22 protein-coding genes are annotated in these 21,528 nt (G+C 41.4%); all 22 read right to left on the bottom strand.

Going from position 1 to position 21,528, the window contains the following annotated elements; genetic code table 11:
• Positions 1 to 423 precede the first annotated feature (423 nt).
• On the bottom strand, positions 424 to 1,203 hold the full coding sequence (codY, locus tag CHI10_RS00530) for a GTP-sensing pleiotropic transcriptional regulator CodY (RefSeq protein ID WP_035328947.1): 780 nt from the start codon (positions 1,201 to 1,203) through the stop codon (positions 424 to 426).
• 147 nt (positions 1,204 to 1,350) lie between these two features.
• Entirely contained in the window at positions 1,351 to 2,754 is a 1,404-nt protein-coding gene (gene hslU, locus CHI10_RS00525; RefSeq protein ID WP_095242346.1) for an ATP-dependent protease ATPase subunit HslU, read from the bottom strand.
• A gap of 17 nt (positions 2,755 to 2,771) precedes the next feature.
• Positions 2,772 to 3,314, bottom strand: a complete 543-nt coding sequence (gene hslV, locus CHI10_RS00520; protein ID WP_095242345.1) for an ATP-dependent protease subunit HslV — start codon at positions 3,312 to 3,314, stop codon at positions 2,772 to 2,774.
• Positions 3,315 to 3,387: 73 nt separating this feature from the next.
• Positions 3,388 to 4,290, bottom strand: a complete 903-nt coding sequence (gene xerC, locus CHI10_RS00515; RefSeq protein ID WP_095242344.1) for a tyrosine recombinase XerC — start codon at positions 4,288 to 4,290, stop codon at positions 3,388 to 3,390.
• 63 nt (positions 4,291 to 4,353) lie between these two features.
• Positions 4,354 to 5,661, bottom strand: coding sequence for an FADH(2)-oxidizing methylenetetrahydrofolate--tRNA-(uracil(54)-C(5))-methyltransferase TrmFO (trmFO, locus tag CHI10_RS00510; protein WP_095242343.1), 1,308 nt, complete (start codon positions 5,659 to 5,661; stop codon positions 4,354 to 4,356).
• Positions 5,662 to 5,884: 223 nt separating this feature from the next.
• A complete protein-coding gene (gene topA / locus CHI10_RS00505; RefSeq protein ID WP_095242342.1) occupies positions 5,885 to 7,960 on the bottom strand; it encodes a type I DNA topoisomerase in 2,076 nt (691 codons plus the stop codon).
• Positions 7,961 to 8,357: 397 nt separating this feature from the next.
• A complete protein-coding gene (gene dprA / locus CHI10_RS00500) occupies positions 8,358 to 9,233 on the bottom strand; it encodes a DNA-processing protein DprA (RefSeq protein ID WP_095242341.1) in 876 nt (291 codons plus the stop codon).
• 108 nt (positions 9,234 to 9,341) lie between these two features.
• Entirely contained in the window at positions 9,342 to 10,244 is a 903-nt protein-coding gene (gene sucD, locus CHI10_RS00495) for a succinate--CoA ligase subunit alpha (RefSeq protein ID WP_035328940.1), read from the bottom strand.
• Positions 10,245 to 10,362: 118 nt separating this feature from the next.
• Complete coding sequence (gene sucC / locus CHI10_RS00490) at positions 10,363 to 11,523, bottom strand: ADP-forming succinate--CoA ligase subunit beta (protein WP_095242340.1); 1,161 nt, start codon at positions 11,521 to 11,523, stop codon at positions 10,363 to 10,365.
• Between the two features lie 304 nt (positions 11,524 to 11,827).
• Entirely contained in the window at positions 11,828 to 12,124 is a 297-nt protein-coding gene (locus CHI10_RS00485; protein WP_095242339.1) for an EscU/YscU/HrcU family type III secretion system export apparatus switch protein, read from the bottom strand.
• On the bottom strand, positions 12,121 to 13,977 hold the full coding sequence (locus tag CHI10_RS00480; protein WP_095242338.1) for a hypothetical protein: 1,857 nt from the start codon (positions 13,975 to 13,977) through the stop codon (positions 12,121 to 12,123). The genes CHI10_RS00485 and CHI10_RS00480 overlap by 4 nt, the downstream gene beginning before the upstream one ends.
• Before the next feature lie 21 nt (positions 13,978 to 13,998).
• Positions 13,999 to 14,766: a ribonuclease HII gene (locus CHI10_RS00475; protein WP_095242337.1), complete on the bottom strand. Its 768-nt coding sequence runs from the start codon at positions 14,764 to 14,766 to the stop codon at positions 13,999 to 14,001.
• A gap of 86 nt (positions 14,767 to 14,852) precedes the next feature.
• The gene (ylqF, locus tag CHI10_RS00470) at positions 14,853 to 15,725 is read right to left on the bottom strand and encodes a ribosome biogenesis GTPase YlqF (RefSeq protein WP_095242336.1); all 873 of its coding nucleotides are present in this window, start codon (positions 15,723 to 15,725) and stop codon (positions 14,853 to 14,855) included.
• A gap of 42 nt (positions 15,726 to 15,767) precedes the next feature.
• Positions 15,768 to 16,319, bottom strand: a complete 552-nt coding sequence (lepB, locus tag CHI10_RS00465; protein WP_035328928.1) for a signal peptidase I — start codon at positions 16,317 to 16,319, stop codon at positions 15,768 to 15,770.
• Positions 16,320 to 16,658: 339 nt separating this feature from the next.
• Positions 16,659 to 17,003: a 50S ribosomal protein L19 gene (gene rplS, locus CHI10_RS00460; protein WP_009330779.1), complete on the bottom strand. Its 345-nt coding sequence runs from the start codon at positions 17,001 to 17,003 to the stop codon at positions 16,659 to 16,661.
• 135 nt (positions 17,004 to 17,138) lie between these two features.
• Entirely contained in the window at positions 17,139 to 17,876 is a 738-nt protein-coding gene (gene trmD / locus CHI10_RS00455) for a tRNA (guanosine(37)-N1)-methyltransferase TrmD (RefSeq protein ID WP_076256222.1), read from the bottom strand.
• On the bottom strand, positions 17,876 to 18,397 hold the full coding sequence (rimM, locus tag CHI10_RS00450) for a ribosome maturation factor RimM (RefSeq protein WP_095242335.1): 522 nt from the start codon (positions 18,395 to 18,397) through the stop codon (positions 17,876 to 17,878). Before rimM ends, trmD begins: the two co-directional genes overlap by 1 nt.
• A 12-nt stretch (positions 18,398 to 18,409) precedes the next feature.
• Positions 18,410 to 18,796 carry a YlqD family protein gene (locus tag CHI10_RS00445; RefSeq protein WP_095242334.1) on the bottom strand — a complete coding sequence of 129 codons (387 nt, stop codon included), beginning with the start codon at positions 18,794 to 18,796 and terminating at the stop codon, positions 18,410 to 18,412.
• A gap of 152 nt (positions 18,797 to 18,948) precedes the next feature.
• Positions 18,949 to 19,179, bottom strand: coding sequence for a KH domain-containing protein (locus CHI10_RS00440; protein ID WP_009330783.1), 231 nt, complete (start codon positions 19,177 to 19,179; stop codon positions 18,949 to 18,951).
• 11 nt (positions 19,180 to 19,190) lie between these two features.
• Complete coding sequence (gene rpsP / locus CHI10_RS00435; RefSeq protein WP_009330784.1) at positions 19,191 to 19,463, bottom strand: 30S ribosomal protein S16; 273 nt, start codon at positions 19,461 to 19,463, stop codon at positions 19,191 to 19,193.
• A gap of 234 nt (positions 19,464 to 19,697) precedes the next feature.
• Positions 19,698 to 21,050 carry a signal recognition particle protein gene (ffh, locus tag CHI10_RS00430; protein WP_035328920.1) on the bottom strand — a complete coding sequence of 451 codons (1,353 nt, stop codon included), beginning with the start codon at positions 21,048 to 21,050 and terminating at the stop codon, positions 19,698 to 19,700.
• Positions 21,051 to 21,061: 11 nt separating this feature from the next.
• Positions 21,062 to 21,394 (bottom strand): putative DNA-binding protein, encoded by a 333-nt coding sequence (locus CHI10_RS00425; protein WP_095242333.1) that lies wholly within the window; start codon positions 21,392 to 21,394, stop codon positions 21,062 to 21,064.
• Between the last annotated feature and the right edge of the window lie 134 nt (positions 21,395 to 21,528).

The raw sequence follows: 21,528 nt of genomic DNA, 5'->3' as shown, positions 1-21,528 counted from the left end.
AACACCTCGTATAAAACAAATTTTTACATGGTAATTATTGTAGAAATTTGGTGATAATGGACAAAATATGTCATCATAAACATTATTGTAATGAATATGAAATAATATGTCTATGTACAACAAGTTAATTTTAATGATTCTTTTGACCTATTTTCGACAAATCTTTTAAATATGCTGAAAGTTATACATGTTATTTTGTAATAATTACCATAATCGTTTTATTCTTTATTCTTTAACAATTTTCTTAGCTTTTCCTTTTCTAGTTCTTATGGACCATAATATAAAATGTTATACTTGAAAATTATGTAAACTATGACTAATGTACTTATAAATTTTGTTTAAAATACATAAATTTACCAATTATACCCGTAAAAATTTTGTAACAAAAAAACCCGCCACTGAGGGACGGGTTTTCATTTTATATTAGTTTGATTTAAGCTTTTCCAATTCAACCAGGAACTTGTCATTTAGGACTTTGATATAAGTACCCTTCATCCCTAAAGAACGGGACTCAATAACTCCTGCACTTTCCAGTTTCCTAAGGGCATTTACGATTACAGAGCGGGTAATTCCTACACGATCAGCAATTTTTGACGCAACCAGAAGTCCTTCGTTGCCGTTAAGCTCTTCGAAAATATGCTCGATCGCTTCAAGCTCGCTGTAAGAAAGAGAACTGATGGCCATTTGCACAACAGCTTTGCTGCGCGCTTCCTCTTCAATTTCTTCCGCTTTTTCACGCAGAATTTCCATTCCAACTACAGTAGCACCATATTCAGCTAGAATTAAATCATCATCATGGAACTGTTCCTGCAATCTCGCAAGAATAAGTGTGCCGAGACGCTCACCGCCGCCAATAATTGGAACAATTGTAGTCAATCCGCTTGCAAAAAGGTCCTTGTTTTCAACTGGGAATGCAGTATATTCGCTTTCCATATCCAGGTTTGATGAAGTTTCCTGGATGTTAAATAAGTTTTTCGTATATTCCTCAGGGAACTGACGATCTTCAAGCATTTGCTTCATGCGCTCATTTTCGATTTGCTGGTTTACTGCAAATCCAAGCAGTTTGCCTCTGCGGCTTACTACGAAGATATTTGCTTCAATTACATCACTAAGTGTTTCTGACATTTCTTTGAAGTTAACCGGCTTTCCGGCTGCTCTTTGAAGCATTGCATTAATCTTTCTTGTTTTTGTTAATAAATCCATTGTATTTCCTCCTATTTGCTACAACCCATAAACATATATTTTGTTAAAATTAAATATCTTATTGCTTCTGTTTGAATCAAACTAAACTTTGACTTTTTGAGGATTCACTTTCCGTTACCCTTTGACCTTAATCTTTAAACTATAAGGTCACAGAATAAACTGGCTTAAATCCTTATTGCGGGAAATAGCTCCGAGCTTTTCCTCAACATACTGAGGGGTGATCGTGATTTTTTCCATCGTAATGTCCGGTGCTTCAAACGATAAATCTTCGAGCAGTTTTTCCATGATTGTATGAAGACGCCTTGCACCGATATTATCTGTATTTTGATTAACTTCGAAAGCAAATTGAGCAATCCTACGAATAGCATCGTCAGAAAATTCAATTTGTATACCTTCAGTTACCAATAATGCTTCATATTGTTTTATTAAAGCATTATCGGGCTCCACAAGTATTTTGTAGAAATCTTCAACGGTTAGCTTTGTAAGCTCCACACGGATCGGAAAACGCCCCTGTAATTCAGGTATAAGGTCAGAGGGCTTTGCCATATGGAAAGCACCTGCAGCAATAAATAATACATGGTCCGTTTTAACAGAACCGTATTTGGTTACTACTGTTGAACCTTCCACCACCGGCAAGATATCTCTTTGAACCCCTTCTCTTGATACATCTGCTGAAGAACCGCCGTTATTTTTGCTGGCAATTTTATCGATCTCATCAATGAAAATTATTCCTGACTGTTCAGCACGGAATACAGCCTCCTGACTGACTTCATCCATATCAATCAGCTTTTGGGCTTCTTCATTTGTCAGGACCTTTCTGGCTTCCTTTACAGTCAGTTTTCTCTTTTTCCTTTTCTTTGGCATAAGGCTGCTGAGGGCATCCTGCATATTCATGCCCATTTGCTCCATCCCAGAGCCCTGCAGCATGTCAAACATGGAAGGCTGCTGCTCTTCCACCTCAACGGTAATCACTTCATTTTCCAATTCGCCTAGTGCAAGCTTTTCTTTTACAATCTTGCGCTTTTCCTGGAGGTTTAAATCTTCTGTCTGATACGTATCCTGCTGCTGATCATTACCTCCGCCAAATAGCATTTCAAGTGGGTTTTTATAATTAGCGGCCTTTTTGGCACCAGGTACAAGCAGTTCAAGTATGCGGCGGTTGGCACTTTCTTCTGCTCTTTCCTTTACACTGACCATCTTCTCTTCTTTTATCAGACGGACGGATGTTTCCACAAGATCTCTGACCATGGATTCAACATCCCTGCCCACATATCCTACTTCAGTGAATTTGGTTGCCTCCACTTTTACAAATGGTGCGCCTACCAATTTAGCCATTCTGCGCGCAATTTCAGTTTTTCCAACACCAGTTGGGCCGATCATCAATATATTTTTAGGATTTACTTCTTCACGCAATTTTTCTTCGAGTAAGCTGCGGCGATAACGATTTCGAAGAGCTATAGCAACTGCTTTTTTTGCATCCTTTTGACCGATGATATATTGATCCAAGCGCTCAACAATTTGGCGCGGAGTTAAGCTTGTTCCTTTACCCATTCAACAGCACTCCTTTATTAGAGTTCTTCCACAATGATATTGTGGTTTGTATATACACATATTTCGGCAGCCATTTCAAGTGAAGCCTTGGCAATTTCTTTTGCTGACAAGTGTTCGCCTGCGAACCTTTTTAAAGAACGTCCGGCTGCAAGCGCATAATTGCCTCCTGATCCAATAGCCAGAATTCCATCATCCGGCTCGATAACTTCACCTGTACCGGAGATAAGAAGCAGGCTATCCTTATTCATAACGATAAGCATTGCTTCAAGCTTTCGCAAAACCTTGTCGCTTCTCCATTCTTTTGCAAGCTCTACAGCTGCTCTCTCAAGGTTGCCATTATACTCTTCTAACTTTCCTTCAAACATTTCGAATAACGTAAATGCATCGGCTACTGAGCCTGCAAATCCAGCAAGCACCTTCCCGTTAAAAAGCTTTCTGACTTTTCTTGCAGTGTGTTTCATTACAACTGCATTTCCAAAGGTAACCTGGCCGTCGCCAGACATTGCACATTCTCCATTATGATGCACAGCAAATATTGTTGTTGCATGAAATTCGGACATGAAAGACTCCTCCTTTGGAGCATATTGCCTTTGATTTTTTTCTGCAGACTATTCGATAATGGCTGTTTTTCCGCTATGCCCGCGGATGATGGGCCATATACGTTTTTTTCAAGTATTCATTCGTAACATGTGTATATACCTGGGTCGAAGAAAGAAATGCGTGTCCAAGCAATTCCTGGACCGTTCTCATGTCAGCCCCATTAGCCATTAAATGCGTCGCAAATGTGTGGCGAAGCATATGGGGATGAATTTTGCCTGTTAAGGATGATTTCTCTATGATCCGGTCAAGAATTGTCCTGATTCCCCTTGCTGTGAGAGGACCGCCCCGGGCGTTCAAAAACAAATTTTCCTGCACGTTCCCATTTGCAAGCAATTCTTTACGTCCATGATTTATGTATGTGTCAATTGCATCCTGGGCGAAGCTGCCGAAAGGAACATATCGTTCTTTGCTGCCCTTTCCCCGTACAAGAACCGTCGATAAATGCATATCCAGGTCTTTTAAGCGGATTTGACTGCACTCACTTACACGGATGCCGGTTGCATATAATAATTCAAGAAGGGCTTTATTTCTTTGCCCAAGAGAAGTGCTGGAATCACAAGCATCAAAAAGCTGTTTCATTTCCTCTTCATAGAAAAATTCCGGCAGCTTTTTCTGTGCTTTCGGAATGGAAACAAGTGCGAAAGGATTCTCAGCGACTATCTCTTCTCTTAGCAAAAATTTTAAAAAGCTCCTTAGGCTTGATATCTTTCTGGCAACAGACTTTCTTGACATCTTTCTTTCAAAAAGATTAGTAAGATATATCCTGACATCCTGATACTCGACTTTTGTTAAATCTGAAATCGCTTGTTCAGACATGAACATAAAGAACTCACTTATATCATGCTGGTAATGTTCAATAGTATATTGTGAATAATTTTTCTCGATTTGTAAATATTCAATAAACAACTTTAAAGAAACGTTCACATTTTCAGACATTAATTGTTCACCTCGCATGGGCTACTAAATAGTATCACAACTCAGCAGCCCACGCAACATAATTTACAAATTTTTCATAAAGTTCTGAATTGTTCCCAACGCTCTTTCTGCATGTTTTTCATTTCTTTCTTTTTTTCCTCTGATTTTTTCAGGAAGTTCCGGGAATAAACCAAAATTAGCATTCATAGGCTGGAAACTCTTCGGGTTTGCTGTAGTAATATATCGAGCCATACTTCCAATCGCCGTTTCATGAGGAAATTCAATTGGATCTTCTCCTGCAACAAGCCTTGCAGCATTAATGCCTGCCACAAGTCCACTGGCTGCAGATTCCACATACCCTTCAACTCCGGTCATTTGTCCTGCAAAGAATAAATCATCCCTATTCTTGAACTGATATGTTGCACGAAGGACTTTTGGAGAATTGATGAATGTATTCCGGTGCATAACACCATATCTTACTATCTCAGCATTTTCAAGTCCAGGAATCAATCGGATTACTTCTTTTTGAGGACCCCATTTCAGATGTGTCTGAAAACCTACTATATTATAAAGAGTTCCTGCTGCATCATCCTGGCGAAGCTGGACAACTGCATATGGCCTTTTTCCTGTTTTAGGATCTTCTAAACCAACAGGCTTCATCGGGCCGAAAAGCATGGTTTTCTTCCCCCTGTTTGCCATCACTTCTATTGGCATACAGCCCTCGAAAAAGATTTCCTTTTCAAATTCCTTTAATGGAACTGTTTCCGCTGTGGTAAGAGCCTCATAAAAGCGGTCAAATTCTTCTTCTGTCATTGGACAATTCAGATATGCCGCTTCTCCCTTATCATAACGTGATTTTAAATAAACTTTATTCATATCGATTGAATCTTTTTCGAGAATTGGAGCAGCCGCATCATAAAAATATAAATAATCTTCCCCGGACAGCTCTTTTAATTTTGCGGATAAAGCTTCACTTGTGAGCGGTCCAGTAGCAATAACTGTTGGTCCTTCCGGAATATCTGTCACTTCTTCGTTTATTAAGGTTACGTTCGGATGGTTTTTGACTTGTTCGGTTACACGGGCAGCAAAATCATGGCGGTCAACTGCCAATGCGCCTCCGGCAGGAACTGCACTGCTGTCAGCTGAATGGATAATGACAGAATTCAGCTTTCTCATTTCTTCTTTTAATACCCCGACTGCATTTGTTAAAGTATTTGCACGCAGGGAGTTGCTGCAGACAAGTTCTGCAAATTTATCTGTGTGATGAGCAGGAGTCTGCCTTACCGGCCTCATTTCATATAAATTTACCTTTATCCCCCTGCTGGCAAGCTGCCAAGCAGCCTCGCTGCCTGCCAACCCTGCGCCAATTACATTCACTGCTGTATCTTTCATAAATTGAACCTCCATATATACTTATGATGACAATATCATGAATAATTTATATTTATTAAAAACAGTCTCTCTTACTTTACCCTGTTCTTATTCATTTTGCCATTTTACAATACGATTTAAAAATAAAAAAGTTTCATGTGCTGCTTCCTTTGACAATAGCCAGACTGGAAGTAATCTGGATGCTCATCCCTCAATAGAAAAGAGTGAGCATTTAAGCTCACCCTTAACTTTGCTTTTCTTCCTTATAGTCGCATTCAACACACTGAACCTGAACACCTTTTTTGAGTTTTTTCTCAACCAGCAGGTTATCACATTTTGGACAGCTTCTCGGCAGGGGCTTATCCCAAGAAATAAAGTCACATTCAGGGAACCTGTCACAGCCATAGAAAATCCGGCGTTTTTTGCTTTTTCTTTCGATGATATTTCCTTCTTCGCACTTTGGACATTTCACTCCGATATCCTTGACAATCGGTTTAGTATTGCGGCAGTCAGGGAAATTGCTGCAGGCCATGAACTTTCCATAGCGTCCCATCTTGAACACCATAGGATTACCGCATTGTTCGCAATCCTCACCGGCAGGTTCATCCTTAATTTCTACTTCCTGCATTTCCTTTTCCGCTATTTTAAGATTTTTTTCAAAATCTATATAGAAATCATCTATGATCTGTACCCAGTTGACTTTGCCTTCTTCCACATAGTCCAGGTCTTTTTCCATTTTCGCGGTAAACTCGATATCAAGGATTTCAGGGAAGAATTCCAGGATTAATTCCAGGACGATCTCACCCAGTTCAGTCGGTATAAAACGTTTATTATCCAGAGCAACATAGCCCCGTTTTTGGATTGTATCAAGTGTCGGAGCGAAAGTGGATGGCCGCCCGATGCCCTGCTCTTCTAGTGTTTTTACCAGCCTTGCTTCAGTATACCTTGGAGGGGGCTGTGTGAAGTGCTGTTTAGGTTCGATGTCTTTTTTAAGGACTTCATCCCCTTCCTTCAGATCAGGAAGCATATTATCTTTTTCCTCCGACTGATCATCAGAGCCTTCAACATATACTTTCATGAATCCTGGGAATTTCACTTTTGAGCCTGTTGCCCGGAAAATCACTTCACCATTTTTCAAATCAACACTCATGGTGTCCATAACCGCTGGTGCCATTTGGCTTGCAACAAAGCGTTCCCAGATAAGCCTGTATAATCGAAGCTGATCACGCGACAAGTATTCTTTTAAACTTGCAGGGGACCTTAATGTGCTTGTCGGGCGGATGGCCTCATGGGCATCCTGTGCATTGCTGTTTTTCTTTTCTTTTTTCTTTTCTCTCTGCAGGAACTCTTTCCCGTAAGAGCTTTGAATATAGTCCGCAGCTTCATTTTGCGCAATTTCAGAAATGCGTGTTGAGTCTGTTCTCATATAAGTGATTAAACCGACAGTTCCTTCCTTGCCGAGTTCAATTCCTTCATAAAGCTGCTGTGCAAGCATCATCGTTTTCTTGGCACGGAAATTTAATTTTCTTGCAGCTTCCTGCTGAAGTGATGACGTAGTAAAAGGGGCTGCCGGATTCCGCCTTCTTTCCTTCTTGGTAACCGATTCCACCTTGAATTTATTGCCCTTCATTTTACTTAAAATATTTTGAACATCGCTTTCCGACTTTAATTCCATTTTTTCATTCTTAAATCCGTAAAATGATGCATCAAAGGCTGTTTTTCCTTTAAGGAACTCTCCATCTATTGACCAGTACTCTTCTGGTATAAAGTCCTTAATTTCCTTTTCACGGTCGATGATCAGTCGGACTGCAACAGACTGTACTCTCCCCGCACTTAATCCTTTTTTCACTTTCTTCCATAGTAAGGGGCTGATATTATAGCCGACCAGTCTGTCCAGCATCCTTCTTGCCTGCTGCGCATCAACAAGATCCATGTTGATTGGCCTTGGATGTTTGAAGGATTCTTTAATGGCATCTTTCGTGATTTCATTAAAAACAACACGGCAATCCGACTTAATATCCATATCCAGGCTATGTGCCAAATGCCAGGCAATAGCTTCCCCTTCTCTGTCGGGGTCAGCCGCGAGATAAATTTTCTTTGCTTTTTTGGCGGCTGTCTTAAGCTCCTTTAAAACAGGGCCCTTTCCGCGAATTGTTATGTATTTGGGTTCAAAGTTATTTTCCACATCAATGCCCATTTGGCTTTTGGGAAGATCCCTGACATGTCCCATGGAAGCTTTTACTTTATATTTTTTTCCTAAATAACGCTCAATCGTTTTTGCCTTTGCAGGTGACTCAACGATAACAAGAAACTCTGACATCAATAGTCCTCCTTGAGAGGGAATTTTAAAACATCCAGGCAAAATCTTTTTGAAACACGGTATTTTTCACCTGCTAAAATTGCCTGTCTTCTTTATCTATATCAATAGAACAGCCTCATTATTGCATGTGTATTGAAATATTCATTATTATTCTACATTCTATTCAAGTTTGTCAAACTTAATCGGATTATTTCCGCAACCGTTTCCAAGAAAAGATCCTAAATTAACTAACTAAGCATTCTCTTACTTTCGTTCTTACCTGTTGCAAAATGTATAACAGTTTTAATAGAATTTCAACCTTTTTGTAAAAAATCCTTTAAATAAACAAATTTATTATGACTAATGAAAGATTAGGAGCCTTTAATCTATATCAAGGCTCCTTTTTCATTTGACCTGATCAGTAAGGGAATTCCTCTAAGATTTCTTCAGCTGATTTAACCAGTTTGGCGCCTTGCTGAATTAACTCATTGGTTCCGCATGAGAATGGACTGAAAATATTCCCTGGTACTGCAAACACTTCCCGGCCTTCCTGCACAGCATAATTAGCTGTAATAAGGGAGCCGCTTTTGCTTTTCGCCTGAATAATCAGTGTCCCTCTGCTAATGCCGCTTATGATTCGGTTTCTCATTGGAAACTGCCATCTTGAAGGCCTTGTGTCTGGCGGATATTCAGATATAACCAGATGGTTTTTCATCATTTCATAAGCAAGCTTCTGGTTTGCCTGTGGATAAATATGAAACAGGCCCCCGGCTATGACACCGATTGTTTTTCCTTTATTTTTTAATGTTTCCTTATGCGCAATGGCATCGATGCCGGCCGCCAGCCCGCTTACAATAATAACCCCCTGTTCAATAAGCTTGGGGAAAATGGACTGAATGGCTTTTTCGCCATACTCTGTTGCCTGTCTGGAACCAACAACGGCCAGGTGGACTCCGCTATTCAAAAGACTGGTATCACCTCGGGCATATAAAACCCAAGGCGGCTGGTATGTTTCTTTTAGCAGTACCGGATATTCCTCGTCAAAAATTGTAATGGCTTTAATGCCATTTGGTGAGTATTGGCGTATTTGTTCCTGGATTCGATCAGAATGCAGATCCTGGAGTGCATTGGAAAGTGTTTCCTGAGTAGTGATTACCTGGGGCATAATTCGGCGGTGTGCATCATTATACAGAAATTTCAATTCGGGATCTGTTTTAAGGATGTAATAAATCATCTTCCAGCTCATTCCTCTGCAGTGGTGGAGATGGGTGAGCCTCATATTAAATTCATTCATGGGAGCCTCCGGAAATGTTATTAAAAAAGACGGGGGAAGTAGGGGATAATTTGACAATGCAGAAATAGTCCCTCAAAAGAGGGACTACTCTTAAGTTATTAGAAATAATTAGTGTGTTTTACACTGATCATAAAGGCCTTTTTCTTTCAGGACCTTAATCAGGGTTTCACCCATTACGGATGGGGTATCAGCTACCTGAATTCCGCATTCATTCATTACACGGATTTTTTCATCAGCTGTTCCTTTGCCTCCTGAAATAATTGCGCCGGCATGGCCCATACGCTTTCCTGGAGGTGCAGTGCGCCCACCGATGAAGCCTACAACAGGCTTAGTCATGTTCTCTTTAACCCATTCTGCAGCTTCTTCTTCAGCAGTTCCGCCGATTTCACCAATCATAATGACAGCATAGGTTTCAGGATCTTCATTGAATGCTTTTAAAACATCAATGAAGTTTGTTCCGTTAACCGGGTCTCCGCCGATTCCAACAGCAGTAGATTGGCCGATACCTTCCTGTGTCAGCTGATGTACAGCTTCATAAGTCAATGTTCCGGAACGGGAAACAACTCCAACATGGCCTTTAGTGTGGATATAACCAGGCATAATGCCGATCTTACACTCTTCAGGAGTGATAACACCCGGACAGTTAGGACCTACTAGGCGTGTCTTCTTGCCTTCCATATAACGCTTAACTTTAACCATATCCAATACAGGAATATGCTCAGTGATACAAATAGCAAGATCCAATTCTGCATCTACAGCCTCAAGAATAGCATCTGCAGCAAATGGAGCCGGAACATAGATTACGGAGGCATTTGCACCTGTAGCCTTAACTGCTTCCTCCACTGTATTGAAGACAGGAACACCCTCTACTTCCGTACCGCCTTTACCCGGAGTTACACCGCCGACAATTTGCGTTCCGTATTCAAGCATTTGCTTTGTATGGAAGAGGGCTGTTGAGCCGGTAATCCCTTGAACTATAACTTTAGTATCTTTATTAATAAATACGCTCACATTAATTCTCCTTCCCGGTCTAAAGAGTGCCGTCATATGCTCAAAGGCTTTAATCAAAAACTGAAGATCGGTTTCCGCTATATTCCTTTGATGCTGAACGACCGCTCATTTTTAATTCTTAGCCTACTAAAGAAACGATTTTTTGTGCGCCGTCAGCCATGGATTCAGCTGCGATAATATCGATATCGGATTCAGCAAGAATTTTCTTGCCCATTTCAACATTCGTGCCTTCCAGACGTACAACTAGTGGCACATTCAAGCCTACTTGCTTCGCTGCTTCCACTACACCAGTGGCGATGATGTCGCACTTCATGATTCCGCCGAAGATATTTACAAAAATACCTTTAACGTTTTTATCAGAAAGGATGATTTTGAAAGCTTCTGTTACTTTCTCAGCTGTTGCACCGCCCCCAACATCAAGGAAATTGGCCGGGTCTCCGCCATAATGCTTAACGATATCCATAGTAGCCATCGCTAAACCTGCACCGTTAACCATACAGCCGATGTTTCCATCAAGGGAAATATAGCTTAGGTCATATTTAGATGCTTCAATTTCCTTTGCATCCTCTTCTTCAAGGTCACGAAGATCCATGATGTCTTTTTGACGGTAAAGGGCATTCCCATCAAAGTTCAGCTTAGCATCCAAAGCCATAACCTTGCCGTCGCCAGTTACAACTAATGGATTGATTTCAGCAATAGAGCAATCCTTTTCAATATAAGCTCTGTATAAGCCCATCATGAATTTAACAGCTTGTCCGACAAGCTTTGATGGTATATTGATATTAAAAGCGATTCTGCGGGCCTGGAATGCTGTTAAACCAAGAACAGGATCGATTTCTTCCTTGAAGATTTTTTCTGGCGTTTGTTCAGCCACTTCTTCGATTTCTGTACCGCCCTCTTCTGAAGCCATTAATACTACGCGTGATGTAGCTCGGTCCAGTACAAGGCCCACATAATATTCCTTCTTAATGTCACAGCCCTCTTCAATAAGCAAACGCTTTACTTCCTTGCCTTCCGGGCCTGTTTGATGTGTAACAAGTGTTTTCCCTAAGATTTCACCTGCATATGTACGAACTTCGTCAAGATTTTTGGCAACTTTTACACCGCCAGCTTTACCGCGTCCTCCGGCATGGATTTGCGCTTTAACCACACACACCTCAGTGCCAAGTTCTTTCGCAGCTTCAACAGCTTCTTCAACTGTAAATGCAACTTTTCCGTTCGGAACGGCTACCCCGTATTGTCTGAGGACTTCTTTACCTTGGTACTCATGTATATTCATTTCCCATCCTCCTATCTAACTCTTCAAAAAAATAGACTGCGCTTTCATTTTATTAAATGACACAACCCTTGTCCACCATTTACTCTAAAATATTATATTTCTTTAAAAATTATAAATATTGGTCAGTGCACAAACCCTGTTACCATAGTGGGTTTGACACTGATATCATCGAAAAATATTTTTTTAAAATAAAGAAAAAGCTGTCCTTCGACAGCTTTCGATTCTAGTTGATTTAAGTATTATCCCGTTTTTTTCTACTCGGAAAGATCACTTTAATAGAAACATATTGGTTTACCAGAATAGATTATTTACTATTTTCCCTCTTTCCAGCCTCCTGATCAGCTCTGTAGATGAAAGCAAATACCTCAGCAACAGCCTGATAAAGTTCTTCAGGAATCCCTTCATTGATATTAAGCTTGCCGAGAAGCTCAACAAGGGCAGGATCCTCCTGTACCGGAATGCCATGTTCCTTAGCTTTTTCAAGAATATTTTCCGCTGTCAGACCCTTCCCCTTCGCAGATATCCGGGGTGCCCCATGACTCTCAGAATCATATGTTAATGCTACCGCTTCTTTTCTTTGTTCAACACGCTTTTTTTTCATATTCTAATATCTACTCCGCTGAATTGATTTGCCTGTACAAGTGATGTCATTGTTTCACCTGCTATAAGTGAATCACCTGCATGCTCCGGCTTCTGGAAGGAAACCGAGGACAGCTTATAATTTAATTTTAATAAATTTGCTTTTAATTCAGCTTCAAATGGAGCTGTTAAATCCTTTATTTCGCTGTGCCCATTAATAACTGAAATGTTGATGATTCTGTTTTGGACCTGAAGGTCGATAATCATTTCATTCAGGTGCTCCAAATCTAAATAAAAGATAACACGGCAATGGTTTGGATCAATATTTCCGCCTTCTGTTCTCCTTCCGCTCCACTGCATTGTCATATCAGTGATCTTTCCCCATAAAGAAACTGGCAGCTGAAAGATAAAGTGCTGCAATGGCCCTGATTCCTGCGAGAGAGCCTGAAAGCCGGTTATTTTATGCAGCAGCCGTTCGGCTGCATCTTTAGCTGCATTTGCTGGTTCCTCGGTTAAGAAGCCCATCAGAAGCGGTTTGAGGGCATCAAGATTTTTGACGGCTCCGTCATCATGCTGTTTTAATAACTTTAGGACGTCATGTTCATGAGAAAACCCTAAGGCTGTGATTATTCTCTTTAATTCACTATGTATATTACGCTGATCATATGGGAAATAGGATTCGGGACGCAGGCTATTTTTCATGTCTTCCAGCATTGTGATTTCCTGAGGGCTGAGTGAAGCTGCAGTGATTAGTTTTTCACCGCCCAATAATTTCCCCGCCTGAACAGCAGCCATCCTGAACTTGTCTCCATCTGATAAATGTTCTATATCATCATTAATTGTAAGAGATAGAGCCGATTTAAAAATGGTGTTAAGTATATTTTTTTCTGCAGGAAAAGATATACTGCCATTTCGGAAATCATTGAGTAAGTTTTGGAGGGCCGGAGCTCCTCCGCTGCTTTTAGAACTTTGTGCGATAACTCCATTGAGTTTGGCCAAATTCAATATAAATCGCTGCCTGTTCCCTGATTCGCTTGTATTCAGAAGTTCAGTCAGTGTTTGAATAATCGGTTTATTTTGCGCGCAGTCCTTAATAAGCTGTTTTATGGCAGCACCCTCTGAAGCGTCACCCGGAAACATCCCCACTGATTTCAGGAGCTGGAAAGCTGAGAAGGACCCTGCCTGATCTTTTGCATTCAGCCACTCTGAAAACAGTCTTACTACTGCCTGCTGGCCAAGTTTTTCCTTTGAAGTCTTTGTCATATACCCCAACAGGGAGTATATTTGCTGACCTTTGGATGATAAATCTGCTCTCTTTAACTCTTCCTGCAATTCTCCCATAATCGAAGACATAGAGTCACCATTTAAAACTGAAGATAGCGCAGAATAAACATCTTTCGAAAAGGGAAGCTGCCTTAATATCATCTCTTTTACCGTCCTCAGGCCTTCCGCAGCAGATTTGCTTTCATAGATCCATTCCGATGCCATCCTTAAAGTTTCACCTGTAATCGGCAGCTGCTCCTTAAGAAAATATTGAATGAGCATTTTATTTTCCCGGGACAGCTTCATTCCCAGCTGACTTAATAGGCTTTCAGCAGGAGCTCCTTTACTTTGGCCGTTTACAGATTCCATAACTCTTAAGCGCAGCAGTCCTTCACCAGGTTCTACTCTGAACCAATATCTATTGTCCGCTGACAAAGGGGTTTCAAGCTGTGCAATCATTTTATGTGACCCGATCTGCACCTCTGCCGTCTGATTCGGAAATAGCTTCGCTACTTTTCCGCTGACAATTTGTCCTGGCCTGAGCGCAGACGTCTTTCCTGCATTGCTCTGGTCATGCCTTATGATTTTTTGAATTATTTCAGACGGCTTCATACCTTCACCTTCTATTCAATTTCAATAAGAATCTTTTATTGGCGCAAAGCTTTTCCGGTGATAAGGCGTAATTCCATGAAGCGTTATCGCTTCAAGATGCTCCTTAGTCCCATAGCCCATATTTTTCCCGAATCCATATTGTGGAAACTCTTTGCCTATTTCAGCCATCATTCTGTCTCTTGTAACCTTGGCTATGATCGAGGCTGCAGCAATCGTAACGCTTTTGCCATCTCCCTTAATGATTGCTTCCAGTGGATAAGGTGTTAAAAGTTTTACGGCATCTACAAGCAGGAAGTCCGGTTTCGGATTCAGGCCTTCAATCGCTGACAGCATTGCCTTTTTTGTCGCTTCAAAAATATTGATGCGGTCGATTTCCTCTGGCTCAATGATCCCAACGCTGACCGCCTCAGCCTCATCGTTAATGATTTCAAAATATTCTTCTCTTTTTCGTTCAGACACTTTTTTTGAATCATCTAATCCCGGCAGATAAAAGTTTTCAGGCAAAATAACTGCTGCAGCTACCACCGGCCCCGCAAGCGGCCCTCTGCCGACTTCATCTATTCCGGCAATTAATTGAAAACCCTGGCTTCTGTACTGGCGTTCATACCGGGTCATTTCTTTATGCTTCTCATATATCTTCTTTTGAAGCAGCTGGCGGGAATGCCATTTTGCTAAAAGCTCCTGCACACCTTTTCTGTCATCCTGTTTAATTGATTGAAGGAACGGATCATCCTCTAACTCAATTGCTTTCATCTTTTCTTCTATTTGGCGAATGGTTAACTTTGCCATGTTTTTCTCCTTCTCATTCTAATCTATGTATCGGCATTTCTGCCAAAAAATAAAGGCCTCCTGCGAACAGAAGGTCTTCATTAAGATTATTCAGCTTCATTCCGCACTGCCATCTCCTCCGGCAGCTCCAATGTAATTGGTCCCATTTTTTCAGAACGGAATTCCCTGATTACCAGCTCTGTTACTTTATCATAATCAATTTCGCCGCCGCCCATCAGACAGCCGCGCAGCCTGCCGATTTTATCAAAGACTTCAACGATATCTTCCGGGATTTCTTCGATCTGGTAGCGGTCATTCAGACGATCCGGATATCTGTCGCCGAGAAAACGGAGGGCATATATGGCAACATCCTGGAGATTTAAGATAGTATCCTTGATCGCCCCTGTCAGAGCAAGCTTAAGACCCACTTCCTGATCTTCGAATTTTGGCCATAAAATTCCCGGGGTATCGAGCAGCTCCAGCTCTTTCCCTACCTTTATCCACTGTTGCGCTTTCGTAACGCCGGGAGTATTTCCTGTCCTTGCAATATTCTTTTTGGCCAGGCGATTGATAAGTGTGGATTTTCCGGCGTTCGGAATACCAACAATCATTGCACGAATTGCCCTTGGCTTGACACCTTTCGCTCTCATTCGATCGAATTTCTCCTGAAGGATTTCCTGAGATGCGGAGACGATTTCTTTCATGCCTTGTCCTGCTTGTGAGTTTATCGCAAGCGCTCTTATGCCTTTATTTTCAAAATGTCTGATCCACTTTTTCGTCGCTTCTTTATCAGCCATGTCAGCTTTATTCAACAAAACAAGCCGGGGTTTGTGCTGAATGATTTCATCGATCATCGGATTTCGTGATGAATAAGGAATCCTTGCATCAACGAGCTCAAAGATGATATCGACCAGTTTTAATTTTTCTGTAACCTGCCTGCGGGCTTTCGCCATATGGCCGGGAAACCACTGTATCGTCACAGCTGGCCACCTCCATCCAATATGTATTTACAATAGGAAGAATTAATCAACGATCCGAATGTCCTCTATAGGCCAATATATGACTCCGGCATCGCCAAGGACTTCTTCCATAGCAACAGGGCCAATGTGACGGCTGTCCTTGCTGAAGCGGCGGTTGTCACCCATTACAAACAAGTGGCCTTCTGGCACTGTTTCCTGTCCTATCTTTTCTTTTAAAGTAAACGGCTCCGTCAGCGGTCCGTCAATTACCTGCTTCTTATATTCATCCAGGTATGGCTCCTCATAAGCTTTTCCGTTAACATAAAGAGTATCATCTTTATATTCAATCTTGTCTCCCGGGAGGCCAATTACTCGTTTGATGTAATCTTTGTTTTCAGGTGCATGGAACACAATTATATCAAAGCGCTCAGGTTCACCAATTTTATAGCTGAATTTATTCACAATCATCCGGTCCTGGTCATGCAATGTTGGCATCATGGACAAGCCATCAACCACAATTGGAGCAAATAAGAAATATCTGATGACCGCCGCTAACAGAACTGCGATTACAAGAGCTTTTGTCCATTCCCACAATTCATTTTTCTTTTTTGCCATAGCCTTCCCCACCATTCTTCCGTCAAAAATTATGCTTATATCCCTGCATGTACCGCAGTAAGTGATTTCTATTGTTTATTGTACAAAAATTCTTCTTAATAAACACGATGGGAATCTTATTTTTATATTATTTAACATTTATGTAATATTATTTGTACTTTACTATTTCATGATAGAAAAAGGAGCTTGATTAACAAGCTCCTTCTTTTCTTTCATTGTCCAGCTGCAGCGCCTAGCCCCTCGAGATCATAAGCCAAATCACTCCAGAGGCTAACGCCTCCTGCGTGATTCATCTTATGCTTGTCGGGGCTGGTCAAGGCGCTTTCGCTTTTCGTTTTATTATCGAATTTCTTTGATACGAGCTTTTTTACCGCGAAGGTTACGCAGGTAGTAAAGTTTCGCACGGCGGACTTTACCGCGGCGGATAACTTCAAGCTTCGCAATCTTAGGTGTGTGCACAGGGAATGTACGCTCAACGCCTACACCGTAAGAAATCTTACGAACTGTGAAAGTTTCGCTGATTCCACCACCACGACGCTTAATCACAACACCTTCGTATACCTGAACACGTTCACGAGTTCCCTCAACAATACTTACGTGTACACGTACAGTATCACCAGGACGGAAAGACGGAAGGTCAGTACGAAGCTGTTCTTTTGTGATTTCTTCAATTAACTTTTGCATCGTTTTCAACTCCTCTCAACAGACGCTCTTGCACAACCTATGTTTGCAGCGGAACATCTTTATCAGACGTAAACTGAACAAGTTCAGTCTTAGTCACAAAAAATATCATATCATATTTGGACGGCAACTTCAATGTTATTTATCTTCTTTTTTTATTTCATTTAGCCATTTTTGCTGTTCACTTGTTAATTCTGCATCTTCAAGAAGATCAGGTCTTCTTAAATACGTTCTTCTCAAGGATTCTTTGGCTCTCCATTCTTCGACAAGGCGGTGATTGCCTGACATGAGAACATCAGGCACTTTAATGCCTCTGAAGTCGGCAGGACGCGTATAATGAGGATGTTCAAGAAACCCTGTGCTAAAAGAATCTTTCATATGAGATTCCTGATTGCCTAATACACCAGGCAGCAATCGGACGACACTGTCGATTACAACCATCGCTCCAAGCTCTCCGCCAGTCAGCACAAAATCACCAATTGAAATTTCATCTGTCACAACATGTTCACGTATTCTTTCATCATACCCCTCGTAATGGCCGCATACAAAAATCAGGTGATCTGCTTCAGCCAGTTCTTCGGCTTTTTTTTGCGTATAGCGTTCCCCTTGGGGACACAGCAGGATAACCCTCGGAGACGCACCGCTTTTACTGCGAAGATCCTCAACAGCATCAAATATCGGCTGCGGTTTTAAAACCATCCCCGCTCCTCCGCCATATGGGTAATCATCAACGGTTTTGTGCTTATTGTCGGCATACTCCCTAAAGTTGACCACATTGTACGTTACCGCTTCATTTTCTGCGGCTTTTTTTAATATGGAATGCCCAAAGACCCCTTCAAACATTTCAGGAAACAGCGTGAGCACATCAATATTCATCATGAAAGCAATCCTTCAATCGCATTAATTTTCACAAGTTTATCTTCCACATTAACTTCCTTAACAACATCTTCAATATATGGGATTAGAATTTCCTTACCGCCTTTTGCTTTTATTACCCATACATCATTCGCTCCGGGAGAAAGAATTTCTTTAATTTTGCCTACTTCTTCTCCATCAAGCGTTTCAACCGTACAGCCTATGATTTCATGGTAGTAAAATTCATCCTCTTCAAGATCGCTAAGCTGATCTTCTGAAATTTTCAGAATGCCGCCCTTCATTTTTTCAATCTGATTGATGTTCTCGTATCCTTCAAAGGTAAGCAGATTAAACGATTTATGAGTGCGGTGTGATTTCACTGTCAGCTCAACGGGATCACCTTTTGTGTCAGGCATGAACAAATAAAGTTTATTTCCCGGCTTATACCTCTCTTCAGCAAAGTCTGTTTTTGAAATGACTCTCGCTTCCCCTTTAATGCCATGGGTGTTCACAATTTTTCCAACGTTAAACCATTTCTGCATGCACTATCACCTCTAGCGTATTTCATCAACAATTCCATCTCTTATGATGATTGTTTTCCCTTTTTCTATCTCTTCCCAGGGGGTACCCTTTTGAACCTCGATAATCGCCTGGACTTCTTTTTCTTTTAATTCACTTCCTAATGGTAGCATATGTAATTGTTCTATTTGAAAATCCAGCAGCTGGACTTTTTCATGCCTCATTTGAATTTCCTTTTCAAAGTGCTGTTTCAGACTGGCAGGATGCAGCTTTTTGGTTTTTTCCTGCTTTTTCAGTTCAAACCTCAGCTGATCACATTCTTTCTGAAGCTGCTTTTTTTTGGCCGCATAGCCTTCCAGCAGTTCGTGCTTGCTGTTCTCTGTCAGCACCTGCTTAACTGTAACCGTTTGGATAATGTTCATGTACAGCGCCTCCCAAATCATAATCCGAATGAAAAAACGGCGTAACTGACACTGCTGTCACATTCTTAGTTGGCGATGTTATTTTTTTAGATTGTAAAAAAAGGAGGGGAAACCCCTCCTTTTTTGGCTGCATCCTGCTCATGACAGGATAATTATTCGATGATCTCTAAAAAGATCTTCTTTTGTTCTGATGAACCTGCTGCATAAACAACGGTCCGTATTGCTTTCGCAACGCGCCCTTGCTTCCCAATTACTTTCCCCATGTCATTCTTGTTGACAGAAAGCTGGTAGGTTACGCGCTGATCCTCTTCTTGGACATTCACTTGAACATCTTCCGGAAAATCAACAAGGGGCTTAACAATCGTTTCGATAAGCTCTTTCATCTTATAATGAATTACTTACCGTTTTTAGCGTTATGGAATTTCTCCATAATGCCTTGCTTAGAGAAAAGGTTACGTACTGTATCAGATGGCTTAGCACCTGTCTGAAGCCATTTAAGAGCCAACTCTTCATTGATCTCAACGATCGCTGGTTGAGCAACCGGATTGTAAGTTCCTACTGTTTCAATGAAACGTCCGTCACGAGGAGAACGAGAATCAGCTACAACGATACGATAGAAAGGGTTTTTATGAGCACCCATACGCTTTAAACGAATTTTTACTGCCATTTTAAATAAGCACCTCCGAATAGTTTCACACAAGATAGTATAATATCAGATAGTTAATTAGTTTGTAAAGGTTTTTTTCTTTACATGTTATGAAAAGCTTAAATGACTAGAAAAGCGGAAGCGCCTTGCCCACCCCCGACAAGCACAAGACGAGCCTTCCGTAAAGGCGTTCTTTGCCTTTTTGGAAGGATTGGCTTGTGACCTCGAGGGGGTAGGCGCTGGAGCTGGACATTACTAAAAAGGGTTAAAAGGAAGCTTGAATCCACCTTTTTTCTTGCCTTTTTGCTGCATGCCTGCCATTTGCTTCATCATCTTTTTCATGTCTTCAAATTGCTTCAGCAGACGGTTAACTTCAGGGACGGTTCTTCCGCTTCCCTTGGCAATCCGTTTGCGGCGGCTTGAATTAATGATTTCCGGATGAGTTTTCTCTTCCTTAGTCATCGACTTAATAATGGCTTCAACGTGAGTGATTTGCTTCTCATCGATTTGCATATTATTCAAGCCTTTGATTTTGTTGGCGCCAGGCATCATTTTCAGAAGCTCATCAAGAGGTCCCATTTGGCGGACCTGACCAAGCTGATCCAAAAAGTCATCAAATGTGAAAGAAGCAGTGCGCATCTTCTGCTCAAGCTCTTTTGCCTTTTCTTCATCCACATTGGCCTGTGCTTTTTCAATTAGGGATAAGACATCCCCCATACCTAAAATACGGGATGCCATCCTTTCTGGATGGAACGCTTCAAGGGCATCCAGCTTTTCGCCCAGACCGACGAATTTAATCGGCGTGTTTGTTACGGATCTAATAGATAGAGCCGCTCCGCCTCGGGTATCGCCATCCAGCTTTGTCAGGACTACTCCTGTAAGACCCAGCAGATCATTGAAGCTTTGTGCTACATTAACCGCATCTTGACCAGTCATGGCATCTACAACAAGGAAAATTTCATCTGGATTGGAAAGCTCTTTGATTTGCTTCAGCTCATCCATTAAAGCTTCATCCACATGCAGTCTTCCTGCTGTATCGATTAGAACATAATCATTATGATCCTCTTTTGCCTTTGCGATCGCCTGTTTTGCAATTTCAACAGGACTGACTTGATCGCCAAGGGAGAAGACAGGCATATTCAGCTGTTTGCCAAGCGTTTCGAGCTGTTTAATCGCCGCAGGTCGGTAAATGTCTGCAGCAACCAGCATCGGATTGCGGTTATACTTTTTGCGGAGCAGGTTCGCAAGCTTTCCGGTTGTAGTCGTTTTACCGGCCCCCTGAAGACCGACCATCATAATGACTGTCGGCGGGCGATTGGAAACAGCAATTTTGCTCTGCTCTCCGCCCATCAGTTCCGTTAATTCTTCTTTAACAACCTTTATTACCTGCTGTCCCGGCGTCAGGCTCTTTAATACTTCCTGCCCGACAGCGCGTTCGCTGACTTTTTTGACGAACTCCTTGACAACTTTGAAGTTAACATCCGCTTCCAAAAGGGCGAGACGGACTTCACGCATCATTTCTTTTACATCCGCTTCATTAATTTTGCCTTTTCCGCGGATCTTCTGAATTGTATTTTGCAGTCGGTCGGCCAATCCTTCAAATGCCATAATGCCGCCTCCTAATCTAATTTCTCAAGCTCTGCCACTGCTTCTTCCAATGCCTCGCGGGAAGGGGAGCCTTCCCCCAGCATCTTTTTTATTTCTGCAATCAGCTTGCTGCGCTCTTGAAATTTATGAAATAATAGTAGCTTTTCTTCATACTCTTCAAGCATTGCTTCTGTTCTCTTAATGTTGTCATAAACCGCTTGCCGGCTAACATCATATTCCTCGGCAATCTCTCCAAGCGAAAAATCATCCAGGTAGTAAAGGGACATATAGCTTCTCTGCTTAGGAGTTAACAACGATTGATAGAAATCATAAAGGTAGTTCATCCTCGTTGTCTTTTCGAGCATCCCTATTCCCCCTTGTTAAGTGAAAAGCCTTTACAAAGTAAAGTTTACATAGAATTTCATATCATGTCAAGAAAATATCTTTACAGTGTTAATTATTCATTTTGTTTTTATTTTATAATTTAGCCCGTTGATTT

Source organism: Bacillus sp. 7894-2 (assembly GCF_002272225.1).
GTDB lineage: Bacteria > Bacillota > Bacilli > Bacillales > Cytobacillaceae > Cytobacillus.
Note: the sequence above shows the minus strand (reverse complement) of the source record. Positions and strands in the feature narration are given on the sequence as shown.